General features: G+C 67.4%; 13 protein-coding genes and 1 pseudogene. 9 read left to right on the top strand and 5 right to left on the bottom strand.

The window, feature by feature from the left end; translation table 11 throughout:
• Window positions 1-342 (bottom strand): annotated as a pseudogene (locus FFS08_RS03055) (Ku protein); the annotation flags it as partial.
• An 89-nt stretch (window positions 343-431) separates the two neighbouring features.
• Here FFS08_RS03055 and pdxH point away from each other — a divergent pair.
• From pdxH to FFS08_RS03040, 3 genes are read left to right on the top strand one after another with little or no spacing between them, the layout of a single operon-like run.
• Window positions 432-1,010 carry a pyridoxamine 5'-phosphate oxidase gene (gene pdxH, locus FFS08_RS03050; protein WP_249341012.1) on the top strand — a complete coding sequence of 193 codons (579 nt, stop codon included), beginning with the start codon at window positions 432-434 and terminating at the stop codon, window positions 1,008-1,010.
• A complete protein-coding gene (locus FFS08_RS03045; protein WP_137861836.1) occupies window positions 1,007-1,918 on the top strand; it encodes a cation diffusion facilitator family transporter in 912 nt (303 codons plus the stop codon). The genes pdxH and FFS08_RS03045 overlap by 4 nt, the downstream gene beginning before the upstream one ends.
• Complete coding sequence (locus tag FFS08_RS03040; protein WP_137861837.1) at window positions 1,915-2,712, top strand: PhzF family phenazine biosynthesis protein; 798 nt, start codon at window positions 1,915-1,917, stop codon at window positions 2,710-2,712. The genes FFS08_RS03045 and FFS08_RS03040 overlap by 4 nt, the downstream gene beginning before the upstream one ends.
• Before the next feature lie 266 nt (window positions 2,713-2,978).
• Here FFS08_RS03040 and FFS08_RS03035 read toward each other — a convergent pair whose 3' ends face one another.
• Window positions 2,979-3,461 (bottom strand): nuclear transport factor 2 family protein, encoded by a 483-nt coding sequence (locus tag FFS08_RS03035; RefSeq protein ID WP_137861838.1) that lies wholly within the window; start codon window positions 3,459-3,461, stop codon window positions 2,979-2,981.
• Window positions 3,462-3,633: 172 nt separating this feature from the next.
• Here FFS08_RS03035 and FFS08_RS03030 point away from each other — a divergent pair, with 172 nt between their 5' ends.
• On the top strand, window positions 3,634-4,524 hold the full coding sequence (locus tag FFS08_RS03030; RefSeq protein ID WP_249341013.1) for an alpha/beta fold hydrolase: 891 nt from the start codon (window positions 3,634-3,636) through the stop codon (window positions 4,522-4,524).
• 216 nt (window positions 4,525-4,740) lie between these two features.
• Here FFS08_RS03030 and mnmA read toward each other — a convergent pair whose 3' ends face one another.
• Window positions 4,741-5,850, bottom strand: coding sequence for a tRNA 2-thiouridine(34) synthase MnmA (gene mnmA / locus FFS08_RS03025; RefSeq protein ID WP_137861943.1), 1,110 nt, complete (start codon window positions 5,848-5,850; stop codon window positions 4,741-4,743).
• 157 nt (window positions 5,851-6,007) lie between these two features.
• Between mnmA and FFS08_RS03020 the strand changes: the two genes are divergently transcribed.
• The 3 genes from FFS08_RS03020 to FFS08_RS03010 all read left to right on the top strand — a co-directional run bounded on the left by FFS08_RS03020 (window position 6,008) and on the right by FFS08_RS03010 (window position 7,073).
• Window positions 6,008-6,235 carry a hypothetical protein gene (locus tag FFS08_RS03020; protein WP_249341014.1) on the top strand — a complete coding sequence of 76 codons (228 nt, stop codon included), beginning with the start codon at window positions 6,008-6,010 and terminating at the stop codon, window positions 6,233-6,235.
• A 104-nt stretch (window positions 6,236-6,339) separates the two neighbouring features.
• Window positions 6,340-6,639 carry a CtrA inhibitor SciP gene (gene sciP, locus FFS08_RS03015; protein ID WP_086127932.1) on the top strand — a complete coding sequence of 100 codons (300 nt, stop codon included), beginning with the start codon at window positions 6,340-6,342 and terminating at the stop codon, window positions 6,637-6,639.
• 179 nt (window positions 6,640-6,818) lie between these two features.
• The gene (locus FFS08_RS03010; protein WP_137861840.1) at window positions 6,819-7,073 is read left to right on the top strand and encodes a GlsB/YeaQ/YmgE family stress response membrane protein; all 255 of its coding nucleotides are present in this window, start codon (window positions 6,819-6,821) and stop codon (window positions 7,071-7,073) included.
• 61 nt (window positions 7,074-7,134) lie between these two features.
• Here FFS08_RS03010 and FFS08_RS03005 read toward each other — a convergent pair whose 3' ends face one another.
• A complete protein-coding gene (locus FFS08_RS03005; RefSeq protein WP_137861841.1) occupies window positions 7,135-7,857 on the bottom strand; it encodes an SIMPL domain-containing protein in 723 nt (240 codons plus the stop codon).
• An 80-nt stretch (window positions 7,858-7,937) separates the two neighbouring features.
• Complete coding sequence (locus tag FFS08_RS03000; RefSeq protein ID WP_086127930.1) at window positions 7,938-8,198, bottom strand: GlsB/YeaQ/YmgE family stress response membrane protein; 261 nt, start codon at window positions 8,196-8,198, stop codon at window positions 7,938-7,940.
• Window positions 8,199-8,461: 263 nt separating this feature from the next.
• Here FFS08_RS03000 and FFS08_RS02995 point away from each other — a divergent pair, with 263 nt between their 5' ends.
• Together FFS08_RS02995 and FFS08_RS02990 are read left to right on the top strand one after the other, a co-directional pair.
• Window positions 8,462-9,643 (top strand): efflux RND transporter periplasmic adaptor subunit, encoded by a 1,182-nt coding sequence (locus FFS08_RS02995; RefSeq protein WP_137861842.1) that lies wholly within the window; start codon window positions 8,462-8,464, stop codon window positions 9,641-9,643.
• 10 nt (window positions 9,644-9,653) lie between these two features.
• Complete coding sequence (locus tag FFS08_RS02990) at window positions 9,654-12,806, top strand: efflux RND transporter permease subunit (RefSeq protein ID WP_137861843.1); 3,153 nt, start codon at window positions 9,654-9,656, stop codon at window positions 12,804-12,806.
• The last annotated feature ends 35 nt before the right edge of the window (window positions 12,807-12,841 follow it).

Below are 12,841 nucleotides of genomic sequence, written 5' to 3'. Positions count from 1 at the left end.
CACGAAATAGGGCCGCTCGAAATAGAGCACGTCGATCTCGTCCATGCCGACGAACCGGGCGAGCTCGAGCGTCCTCTTCGATTCGAGCTTCACCGCATCGATCTCGTCCTGGCCGAGCAGGACATATTCGCCCTTCTCCACTTCATAGCCCTTGACGATCTCATCGGGCTCGACCGGCCCCACGCCGGGGGCGACCTTCTCGTAGCGGATCCGCTTGCCGCTCGGTTCGTGGATCTGGTGGAAGCTGATCTGCGCGCCCGACTTGGTCGCGGCATGGATCTCGACCGGGATCGAGACCAGCGCCAGCCTGATCTGTCCCTGCCAATAGGCACGCGCCGCCATCCTCGCCTCCTTGCCGCGAAGCCGATTCAATGTGCCAGCGGGGGAGTCGTTCCTCGACACCGGTCGGGGCGGCCATTAGAGCCGCTGCCATGAGCACCGATCCGTTCGAACTGTTCGACAGCTGGTACCGCGAGGCCCGCGAAAGCGAGCCCAACGATTCCAACGCGATGACGCTGGCGACGGTAAGCTCGACCGGCCAGCCCTCGGCCCGGATGGTGCTGCTGAAGGGGCATGGCCCCGACGGTTTCGTCTTCTACACCAACCGCGAGAGCCGCAAGGCGCACGAACTGGGCGAGGGCGCCAGGGTCGCCCTGCTCTTCCACTGGAAGTCGCTCCGCCGCCAGATCCGCATCGAGGGCAGCGCGGGCTTAGCCACCGATGCCGAGAGCGACGCCTATTTCGCCACCCGCGGGCGCGATTCGCAGCTCGGCGCCTGGGCCTCGGACCAGTCGCGCCCACTCGCCGATCGCGAGACGTTCAAAGCCCGGTTCGAGGCGGCGAAGGCACGCTTCGAAGGCGGGGACGTGCCCCGCCCGCCGCATTGGGGCGGCTTTCGCGTCACCCCGAGCCGGATCGAATTCTGGCAGGACCGCGCTCATCGCCTGCACGAGCGCCGGCTGTTCACTCACACCGTCACGGGCTGGTCCGAGGGCCTGTTGTACCCGTGACCAACCTCGCCCGCCGCGCCGCCATCGCCAGCGTGTGCAGCGCGGTCCTGCTCGGCGCGCTCAAGGCCTGGGCCGCGTTCGAGACCGGATCGGTGGCGGTGCTCGCCAGCCTGGCCGATTCGGTGCTCGACCTGTTCGCCTCGCTGGTCACGCTGGGCGGCGTCCACTGGGCGGCGCAGCCGGCCGACGAGGAGCACCGCTTCGGGCACGGCAAGGCCGAGGCGCTGGCCGCGCTGTTCCAGGTGGTGGTGATCGCCATCTCCGCGCTCGCCATCCTGATGCGCGCGATCGAGCGGCTGCAGGGGGGCAACGTTTCCGCCTCCCCCGAAGCGGGCATCGTCGTCAGCATGATCGCGATCGTCGTCACGCTCGCGCTCACCCGTTACCAGAAGCACGTCATCGCGAAGACCGGATCGGTCGCGATCGGCGCCGACCGGATCCACTATACATCCGACCTGTTGCTCAACGGCGCGGTGATCGTCGCGCTGGTGCTCGATGCCTGGGGCATGGTTGGCGCCGATCCGCTGTTCGGCATCGCCATCGCCTTCTGGCTGCTGTTCGGCGCCTGGCGCGCCAGCGAGGCGGCGATCGACCAGCTGATGGACAAGGAATGGCCCGAGGAGAAGCGCCGCGCCTTTGTCGAGGTCGCCGCCCGCAACCCCGCGCTCAAGAGCCTGCACGACCTGCGCACCCGCAGCAGCGGCGCGCGCGACTTCGTCCAGTTCCACATCGCGATGCACCCGACGATGACGATCCGGCAGGCGCATGACGTGGTCGAGGTGCTGGAGAAGGAACTGGGCGCGGCCTTTCCGGGCACCGAGATCCTGATCCATGTCGATCCGGAGGGCCATGTCGACGCACCCGAGAATTCGATGATCGAAGCCAATTTGCTGAAGGATACCGAGTGAACCTGCCCTTCGCCCAGATCGACGCCTTTGCCGACCGCCCCTTTGCCGGCAATCCCGCCGCGGTGATGCCGCTGCGCGAATGGCTCGCGGATGCGGTGCTCCAGCAGATCGCCGAGGAGAACAACCTCTCGGAAACCGCCTTCCTCCTGCCCGATGCAAGCGGCGCGGCGGATTTCGAGCTGCGCTGGTTCACCCCCGCCATAGAAGTCGCGCTGTGCGGCCATGCGACGCTGGCGAGCGGGCATTTCATCCTTTCCGCCGATCCGGCGCGCGATCGCGTCACGTTCCGCACCCGCAAGGCGGGCATCCTCGAAGTGCGCCGCGACATGGCCGCCGGCGGCTATGCGATGGCCCTGCCCGCCTATCCGCCCGCGCCGGCCGAGATACCCGGCCTGCTCGCCGCGCTCGGCGTCGGGCTGGGTGAGACGCTGCGCCATCCCAACGGCTATGACCTGACCGTGCTGGAAAGCGCCGAGGCAGTGCTCGCACTGCGCCCCGATTTCGCCGCGCTCGCCGCAATCGGCGATACGCTCAACATCGTGACGGCGCCGGGCACCGATACCGACGTAATCAGCCGGGTCTTCGCGCCCGCTGCGGGAATCGACGAGGATCCGGTCACCGGATCGGCGCATTCGGTGCTCGTGCCCTATTGGGCGAAGCGCCTCGGCCGCGATACGTTCAGCGCCTTCCAGGCTTCGAAGCGTGGCGGCCATCTCGCCTGCGGGCTGGCCGGCGACCGGGTGATCCTCGGCGGCAAATGCGCAACCGTCATCGTGGGAGAATTCGCGCTCTAGGTTCCAGGGCTAGGGTTAGACCGCGATCAAGACCTTGATTTCTTTCGTCATCCCCGCGCAGGCGGGGATCCAGGGTAATGCGGGATATCGGCGCCACCGCGCGAACGCTGTCCGGAGAGGACAGGACCCCACCACCCCGGCTCCGCGCCTGGCCCTGGATCCCCGCCTGCGCGGGGATGACGACGGAAAATCAGATACTTGTTTGGGTTCTCAACCTAGGGCGGATCGGCGTTCAAGATTTGCCGTCACCCCTGCTCCCACCCGCGTCAGTCCACCGCCTGGTGCGCGTAGCTGAGGATGCGCGCCACGCGCCAGCCGTCCGGCGCCTTCTTCCACAGCTGGACGAAATGCGCACGGCCCACCAGCTTCTCCGGCCCGTCGCCGCGCCGCTCGTAGAAGAAATGGTCGCCTTCCTCGATCGCGCCATAGCCCGGCACCGGATCGACTCGCAGCGACACGGGCAGCAAGGCCCGGCGGCTGCGCCAGGCGCCCGGCGCCTTCCGCGCTTCGCACTGCTTGGCATAGAGCGCGACGAACGCCGCGCCGCTGGTCGCCACCACGCCGTCCTTGTCGTGATACATCTCGAAATCGGGCGTCACCAACGATGCCAGCCGCGTGGGATCGCAGCGCTCAAAAAATGTGTCGAACAGCGCGGCATCCGCCGCCTTCACTTCGGCGAGCAGCGCCGGGTCCGGGGAAGCGGGCGCGGACTGGGGGGCAAGCAGCGCGAGCGCGGCGGCCAGGAACATGGCTTTCTCCCTTGTGTGCCACGTACATATGGCACGGGGGGCGCCGCCCGCGCAAAGCATCTCCGGACCGGCGCGGGAAGAGATTGGCGCGCGGATCGTTTCGGAGTCATCATCGCGGCCCGGGCGAATCGTCGTCCCTCTGCGGAGGAGAAGTGCGATGTGGAAATTTGGCTTGGCAGCTCTGGCGCTCGCATGCGCCGCGCCGGCGGTGGCGCAGGTGGCGCCCTATCCCGCCGATTTCACCACGCGGGAAATCACGACCAACGGCACCACCATCCATGTCCGCGTCGGCGGCACCGGGCCGGCGGTGGTGCTGCTGCACGGCTATGGCGAGACCGGCGACATGTGGGAGCCGCTGGCCGCGCGGCTGGTGCGCAACCACCGCGTGATCGTCCCCGATCTGCGCGGACTGGGCCTCTCGGCCAAGCCGGCCGGCGGCTATGACAAGAAGACCCAGGCCGAGGATGTCGCGGGCGTGCTCGCCGCGCTCGGCGTCGACCGGGTCGACGTCGTGGCGCACGATATCGGCAACATGGTCGGCTATGCCTTCGTCGCCCGCTATCCGGCGCGCGTCTCGCATTTCGTGCTGATGGATGCGCCGATCCCGGGCATCGGCCCCTGGGAGGAGATCCTCAAGAACCCGCTGCTCTGGCATTTCCGTTTCGGCGGCCCGGACATGGAACGCCTCGTCGCCGGGCGCGAGCGCATCTATCTCGATCGCTTCTGGAACGAATTCTCGGCCGATCCGGCGAAGTTCGACGAAGCTTCGCGCGTCCATTATGCCGCGCTCTATGCGCTGCCGGGCGCGATGCACGCCGGGTTCAGCCAGTTCGCCGCCTTCGACCAGGACGCGATCGACGACCGCGCGCTGCTCGCCCGCGGCAAGCTGACCATGCCGGTGCTGGCGATCGGCGGGGAGAAGTCGTTCGGGCCGACCATGGCGACGGTCGCGCGCGCCGCCGCGACCAGCGTGACCCAGGTCGTGATCCCGGCATCGGGCCATTGGCTGATGGAGGAACAGCCCGAAGCCACGTCGGACGCGATCGTGGCGTTCCTGAAATAGGCTGCCCCCGAATTGGGGCGGCACGCCGCGGCGGGAGCGGCGCGTTCCGGCTGGCAATATGGGATTTCGTCTGATCCATGCTGGCGGATGCGGCACCGGCGCGCCGTTCCCGTCCTTCCGCGCGCGCATGTCGAGCGTGTCGCCGCGACAGCGGCACTGCGTCGGGGAGAGGAAGCCGGGGCCCCGTGTCCTAAACTTCCACGGCCCCGGGGCGGCTCAGGCCGGGAGCAGCTCGGCCCTCTCGGTCTCGGCGATCCAGCCGCCGCCCAGCACCCGGTCGCCGGCATAGAGCACCGCCGCCTGGCCCGGCGCCACGCCATATTCGGGCGTCTCGAACACCACCCGGTCACCCTCCAGCCGCGCCGGCACCGGCTTGGCGAGGCTGCGCACCTTGGTGGTGAGCGGCCCGGCATGCTCGCCGCCCAGCCAGTTGATCCCCTCGATCCGCGCCGCGCGCACCGCCAGCGCCCGCTTGGGGCCGACCACGACCTGCCGGCTCACGGAATCGAGGCGCAGCACATAATAGGGCTCGGGCGCCCCGCCGATCTCGAGCCCGCGGCGCTGGCCCACGGTGAAGTGGATCAGCCCCTTGTGGCGGCCGAGCGGCTTGCCGGCTTCGTCGACGATATCGCCGCCCGCCTCCGCCTCGGGACGCAGCTTCTTGACCAGGCTGGCATAGTCGCCGTCGGGGACGAAGCAGATGTCCTGGCTGTCGGGCTTGGCGGCGACGCCCAGGCCCAGTTCGGCGGCCAGCTCGCGCACTTGCGGCTTGGGCATGCCGCCCAGCGGGAAGCGCAGGAAATCGAGCTGCGCCGCTGTGGTCGCGAACAGGAAATAGCTCTGGTCGCGCGCCGGATCGTGCGCGCGGTGCAGCTCGGCGCCCTGCGGCCCCATGACGCGACGGACATAATGGCCGGTGGCGAGGCAATCGGCGCCAAGGTCGCGGGCGAGCGCGAACAGGTCGGTGAACTTGGGGCCCATGTTGCACTTCACGCAGGGGATGGGCGTGCGCCCGGCGAGATATTCGTCGGCGAAATCGTCGATCACCTCGGTCTTGAAGCGCGAGGCATGGTCGAAGACATAATGCGCGATCCCCAGCCGGTCGCAGACGGCGCGCGCGTCGCGGATGTCGCGGCCGGCACAGCAGGAGCCGGCGCGGCCCACCGCCTCGCCATGATCGTAGAGCTGGAGCGTCACGCCGATCGTCTCGGCGCCGGTGGCCGCGGCGAGCGCCGCGACGACGGAGGAATCGACGCCGCCCGACATGGCGACGACGATGCGCCTGGCCTTGAGCGGCGCTTCGAGCTGGAAGTCTCCTGCGATCATGATCGCGCGCATTTAGGCGCTCATGGGGCGGCGCGCCACCCCGGTGGGATTCCGGTAACGCTGGTTAAGCGCGCGTTTTCACCTGCTTTACGGACCCTTCAAGACTTTTGGCTAGAACGCCTTATCCGAAATCGACTTGTCGGATGGGTAAGAGAGCGTGGACCTGAGTTTCGCCAGACTGGAACGCGATGTGGCCATCACGGCCATGCCGACCGAATTGGCGGTGCTGCTGGTCGGCGTGGCGGCGCGCCAGGCGGCGAGCCCCACGGCGCGCGCGCAGGCCCGGCTGGCGCTGATCGCGCCGGTCGAACAGCTGCTCGCGCCGGTGCACGGGGCCTTTCACGGCCTTGCGGCGCGCGCGCTGACCCGCCGTCGGGAAGAATGAAGATCGAATTTACCGAGGCGATTTAGCCGATGTTCAAGTGCAACGAATATCGGTCGTTCACAGAGTTTGCGTAGCGGGGGCCCCCCGCCCCGAAAGGCGAGTAGATGATTGAGAATCAAAAGATCCGTCCGGCGAAAGTGATTGGCCCGCTCGGCGAGCCGCTCACGCTCGAGACGCTTCCCCCGCCGGAGACGACCCGCTGGGTCGTACGCCGCAAGGCAGAGGTGGTGGCGGCCGTGAACGGCGGCCTGCTCAGCGTCGACGAAGTTTGCGAACGCTATGGCCTCACCGTCGAGGAATTCGCCGGCTGGCAGCGCGCGATCGACCGCTCGGGCATGCCCGGCCTGCGAGTCACCCGCATCCAGCACTATCGCTCGCTCTACGAGCGCCAGCAGAAATATTGAGTCCCTCCCTCAGGGAGCAAATCGGCCCGTCTCCGGCATGCCGGGGCGGGCCGTCTTCTTTCGGGGATTCGCGAAAAGTTCCGACGCGGCCGAAAATTTCGGTACGGAACCAACATGACCGCCCACTCATTTCTTCTCCGTCGCCCGATCAACGGGCCGAAACAACGGAGGGACTTATGGTGGGTCTTATCGTTTGGCTGGTCATCGGCGGCGTCGTCGGCTGGCTTGCCAGCATCGTGATGCGTACCGATGCCCAGCAGGGCATTTTCCTGAACATCATCGTCGGGATCGTCGGCGCCTTCATCGGCGGCTGGCTGTTCGGCGGCGGCGGCATCAACGGCGCCATCACGCCGATGACGTTCCTGGTATCGCTGGTCGGCGCGATCATCCTGCTCGCGCTGGTCAACCTCGTCCGCCGCGGCTCGCTGCGCTGAACTCCGGCGACCGCAGGCGAAAGGGGCCGCCCCGCAAGGGACGGCCCCTTCTCCGCGAAGGTCATTTGAGCAGGAAGCGCACCGTGACGGTGACGTTGAGCTCGCGCTCGCCCGCCGCCACTTCGGTCTTGTCCGCCATCGGCGCCGCCGCGGCACGCATCATCATCACCGGCATCGGCGGATTGGGCATCGCCCCGCCTTCGGAAATCGCCAGGATGCGATCGACCTTGAGGCCCGCCGCCCGGGCATAGAGCTCGGCCCGTGCCCGTGCCTTCGTCACTGCGTCCACCCGCGCCTCGTCGAGCGCGCCGTCCGGCTTGTCGACCGTCAGTTCGGGACCGGAGATATTGTTGGCGCCCTCGCGCACCAGCGCGTCGAGGATCGTGCCGCTCTTCGCCACCTCGCGGAAGCGGACGGAGACCTGGTTCGACGCCTGGTAGCCGGTGATCACCGGCGGCTCGTTCTGCGCATAACGATATTGCGGCGAGAGGCCGATCGTCGCGGTCTGGATGTCGCGCTCGGCAACACCGGCCTTGCGCAGCGCGGCCAGCACCCGGGCCATCTGCGCGCTGTTCTGCTGCATCGCCACCGCCGCCGTCGCCGCCTGGGTGACGACGCCCGCCTGGATCACCGCCAGATCGGGCACGCGCGTGCTGATCCCGGTGGCGCTCACGTCGAGCACCGTGCCGTCGAGCAGCACGGGGCGCATTTCCTGCTGTGCGGCAGCCGGCAGCGCCGCGACCGTGAGCAGCGCGGCGGAGGTGGCAAGAACAGTCCGAATCATCGATACGCTCCAAAAACGATTTGTCCCGCGCCCGGCTTGCCGCACGCGGGACAAATGGAAGCTGAACGGAATAAGGCCCCTCAGACCCGACGGACCATCACCAGCCGGTACAGCGCCAGCAGCACCACCGAGCCGGCAGTCGCCGCTGCATAGGCCTGCCAGGTGCTGTCGCGCACGTCGAGGCCGAGCATCGGCGTCAGGTAAAAGGCCAGCAGCGCGCCGGCGATGCCGATCAGGATCGTGACGATCACGCCGCCCGGGTCCTTGCCCGGCATGATCAGCTTGCCCAGCGCACCGGCAACGAGGCCGATGAGCAGCCACCCAATAATCCCATGAGGCATTGAATTCCTCCTCGATTCGGCCCGTCTCCCCCGGGCCGCGCGCGAACGTCGCGCCGTAACGCCGCCATTGCAACCGTTTCTTATCGGAAATGGTTCTGGAAACATTCCGGAAGCTTGCGGAAAACGGCCGAAACGGGCATTTGCCCGCTCCACGCGAAACGGCTCTTGTGGCCGGTGCCTTATTCATCTAATACAGTGCGATCTCATTGGGGGCAGCGGCCATCTTGGCCGGATCGGAATGTCGCACAAATTACGAGGCAGGGATGTTCGGACGACAGGAGCGGCTGGAATATAGTGGTGAGGATGCGCCGAAGTCGCGGCGCTGGCTGTGGATCACCCTGGCCGTGGTGGTGCTGACCGGCATTGCCGCCTTCTTCATGATGGGCAAGCAGGACGGCAGCGCCAGCAAGGCCGCCGCGGGCAAGGGCGCCTCCCAGCAGGCCAACCAGTCCCAGATCCCCACCGTCACGATCGCGGTTCCCGGCCGCCATGCGGTCCAGACGGTGATCAGCGGCACCGGCAGCCTCGCCGCCAAGCGCGAGATGCCGGTGGGCGTGGTCGGCGAAGGCGGCCTCGTCACGCGCGTGCTCGTCGAGCCGGGCACCTGGGTCGCCAAGGGGCAGGTCCTCGCCACCATCGACCGTTCGGTGCAGGCGCAGACCGCCGATTCGCTTTCCGCCTCGGTGCGTGTTTCCGAGGCCGATGCCAAGCTCGCCCAGGCGAACCTCGATCGTGCGAAGGGCCTCGTCTCGAACGGCTTCGTCTCCAAGGCGGATATCGACCGGCTGACCGCCGCCCGCGACCAGGCTTCCGCACGCGTCCGCGTTTCCCGCGCCCAGCTTGCGGAGACCGTGGCCCGCAATCACCGCCTCGACATCCGCGCGCCCGAAGCCGGCCTCGTGCTCACCCGCCAGGTCGAACCCGGCCAGATCGTCAGCGGCGGCTCGGGCGTGCTCTTCCGCATGGCGATGGGCGGCCAGATGGAGCTGCGCGCGCAGCTTGCCGAGGCGGATCTCCTGCGCACCCATGTCGGCTCGACCGCGCAGGTCACGCCGACCGGCAGCGCCCAGGTGTTCAGCGGCACGGTGTGGCAGGTCTCGCCGGTGATCGATCCGAACACCCGTCAGGGCATCGCCCGCATCCAGCTCAGCTATGATCCCGCGCTGCGCCCGGGCGGCTTCGCCAGCACGCAGATCATCACCGGCGCGAAGGATGCGGTGATCCTGCCCCAGTCGGCGATCCAGACCGACGCGCAGGGCAATTACGTCTACACGCTCGACGCCAAGGATCAGGCCGTGCGCACGCCCGTCGTCACCGGAGAGGTGACCGATGCGGGCGTCTCGATCACCCAGGGCCTGAACGGCAGCGAGCGCGTCGTGCTGACGGCCGGCGCCTTCCTGAACCCGGGGCAGAAGGTCATCCCCCAGCTCCTCAAGAAGCAGTAGGATCCACGCGATGAGCTTCCGGAACATCTCCGCCTGGGCGATCCGGAACCCGGTTCCGCCGATCGTCCTGTTCCTGTTCCTCACCGTCGCAGGGCTGGTCAGCTTCTCGCGGATGGACGTGAACAACAATCCGGACATCGATTTCCCGATCGTCTGGGTCTCGATCAGCCAGCCGGGCGCCGCGCCGAGCGAGCTCGAGACGCAGATCACCCAGCAGGTGGAAAGCGCCGTGCGCAGCCTGCAGGGCATCGACGAGATCAACTCGACGGTGACCGAGGGCAATTCGCAGACCGTCGTCCAGCTGGCGATCGGCACGCCGATCGACCGCGCTGTGGAGGACGTGCGCAGCGCGATCCAGCAGGTGCGCGGCAACTTGCCCGACGGCATCCTGGAGCCGCAGATCGGCCGCGTCGATTCGGCGAGCGACAACGACATTGCCAGCTTCACCGCGATCGCGCCCGACATGACCGTCGAGCAGCTGAGCTGGTACATCGACAATACCGTCGCCAAGAGCCTGCTCTCGATCGAGGGCATGTCGGCGGTGAACCGCAATGGCGGCGTCAATCGCGAGATTCGCGTCCAGCTCGATCCGGCCAGGCTCCAATCCTATGGCCTCACCGCCAGCCAGGTGAACCAGCAGCTGCGCGCAGTGAACATGAACGCGGCGGGCGGCCGGGCCGAGATCTCCGGCTATGAGCAGTCGGTCCGCGTGCTCGGCAACGCCAAGAACGCATATTCGCTGGGCCAGACCCAGATCGCGGTCGGCAATGGCCGCACCGTGCGCCTCGCCGACATCGCCAGCGTGAGCGACGGCTATGCCGAGCTGCGCAGCGCCGCGCGGTTCAACGGCCATTCGGTCATTTCGTTCGACATCCAGCGCGCCAAGGGCGCCTCGGACGTGACGATCTATCACGAGGCCCAGAAGAAGCTGAAGCAGCTCGAGAAGAACAACGACAAGGTTCATTTCGAGCTGCTGGCCAACTGGAGCAAATACGCCGAGCAGCAATATGATTCGGCGATGGAAGCGATGATCGAGGGCGCCGTGCTCGCCGTCATCGTGGTGTTCATCTTCCTGCGCGACTGGCGTGCGACGTTGATCTCCGCGCTCGCCATTCCGCTCTCCTCGATCCCGGCCTTCTGGTTCATGGACCTGCTCGGCTTCACGCTGAACCAGATGACGCTGCTCGCGCTTTCGCTGGTGGCGGGCGTGCTCGTCGACGACGCGATCGTGGAGATCGAGAACATCGTGCGCCACATGCGCATGGGCAAATCGGCCTATCAGGCGTCGATCGACGCGGCGGACGAGATCGGCATCGCCGTGCTCGCCACCACCATGTCGATCGTCGCGGTGTTCCTCCCCGTCGGCCTGATGCCGGGTATCTCGGGCCAGTTCTTCAAGAATTTCGGCCTTACCGTCGTCGCCTCGGTGCTGATGAGCCTTGCCGTGGCGCGCCTCGTCACGCCGATGATCGCGGCCTATTTCCTCAAGGCCAAGGGCCATGCATCGCACGGCGAAGGCCCGATCATGGACGCCTATGTGAAGCTGCTGCGCTGGACGCTGCACCATCGCTGGTCGGCCATTCTCGGCTTCTGCCTTTCGCTGGCGCTGACGGTCGGCATGTTCTTCATCCTGCCGATGACCTTCCAGCCGACGCAGGACGAGGACCAGGTGAGCGTGAACGTCGAGATGGTGCCCGGCACCACGCTCGAGCAGACCGACCGCGTCGTCCATCAGGTCGCCGAGCGCCTGCGTCACGAGCCGAACGTCGAGAATCTCTACGAGCGCGCCGGCGTCGGCAACGGTCGTGTGCTGGTCATCTTCAAGGAGAAGCGCACCGAGACGAGCGACCAGTTCACCCGCCGCCTCGCTCCGGATCTGCTCAAGATCCCCGATGCCCGTGTCGGGTTCCGCGCCCAGGGCGGCTGGGGGTCGAGCGGCCGCGCGCTGACGATCACGCTGGGCGGCGAGGATCCCGCGCTGCTCACCAAGACCGCGCTCACGCTCGTCGACCAGATGTCGAAGATGCCGGAGATTGTCGCGCCGCGCATCGCCGGCGACCTCAACCGGCCCGAGATCGTGATCAAGCCGCGGCTCGACCTGGCGGCCAATCTGGGCGTCACCACGGCAGCGCTCTCGAGCGCGATCCGCATCGCGACTCTGGGCGATATCGACCAGAACAGCGCCAAATTCTCGCTGACCGATCGCCAGATCCCGATCCGCGTGGCGCTGCAGGAGAATGCCCGCGCCAAGCTCGATACGATCAAGAACCTGCCGGTGCAGACGCAGAATGGCGGTTCGGTCCAGCTCGGCACCGTGGCCGACATCGCCTTCGGCACCGGGCCGACCAAGATCGAGCGGCTGAACCTGCAGCGGCGCGTCGTCGTCGGCGCCGACCTGGCGACCGATCCCAAGACCGGCAAGGCCGTCGTCTCGGGCGTCGCGCTGCAGAAGATCCACGAGCTGCCGATCATGAAGAACCTGCCGATCGGCGTGGCGGAGATGACCGTGGGCCAGGCCAAGTGGCAGGGCGAGATGGTGAAGAACTTCGTCGTCGCGCTGATGTCGGGCGTGTTCCTGGTCTTCGCGGTGCTGGTGCTGCTCTATCGCCGCTTCATGTCGCCGCTGGTCAACATGGGTTCGCTGCTCAACGCGCCGCTGGGCGGGCTGATTGCGCTGTGGATCGCCGGCCAGCCGATCTCGATGCCGGTGCTGATCGGCGCGCTGATGCTGTTCGGCATCGTCGCCAAGAACTCGATCCTGCTCGTCGACTTCGCGCTGGAGGAGATGGCCAAGGGCGTCGACAAGTTCACTGCGATCGTCGACGCCGGGCACAAGCGCGCGCAGCCGATCGTGATGACCACGGTGGCGATGGTCGCGGGCATGGTCCCGACCGCACTCTCGCTCAGCGGCGACAGCTCGTGGCGCGCGCCGATGGGCATCACCGTGATCGGCGGCCTGATCCTGTCGACGCTGCTCACGCTGGTGATGGTGCCCGCGCTGTTCAGCCTTGCGGTCGGCCTCGAGCAATGGCTCGGACCGCGCCTGTCGCGCCGCCTGCTCACCTTCAGGCCGGGCGACGATGGCAGCCGCGTGATCGGCCATGGCCATGGCGGAACGATCGAGCACAAGCCCGGGGACGATTCGCCGCAACCCGCGGAGTGAACTTGATCCCGTCTGATGTATTGGGGAGTGCGTGA

Source organism: Sphingomonas sp. 1F27F7B (genome assembly GCF_005503355.1).
Classification (GTDB): domain Bacteria; phylum Pseudomonadota; class Alphaproteobacteria; order Sphingomonadales; family Sphingomonadaceae; genus Sphingomonas.
The sequence above is the reverse complement of the archived record's forward strand: the minus strand, read 5'-3'. Positions and strand labels throughout refer to the sequence as shown.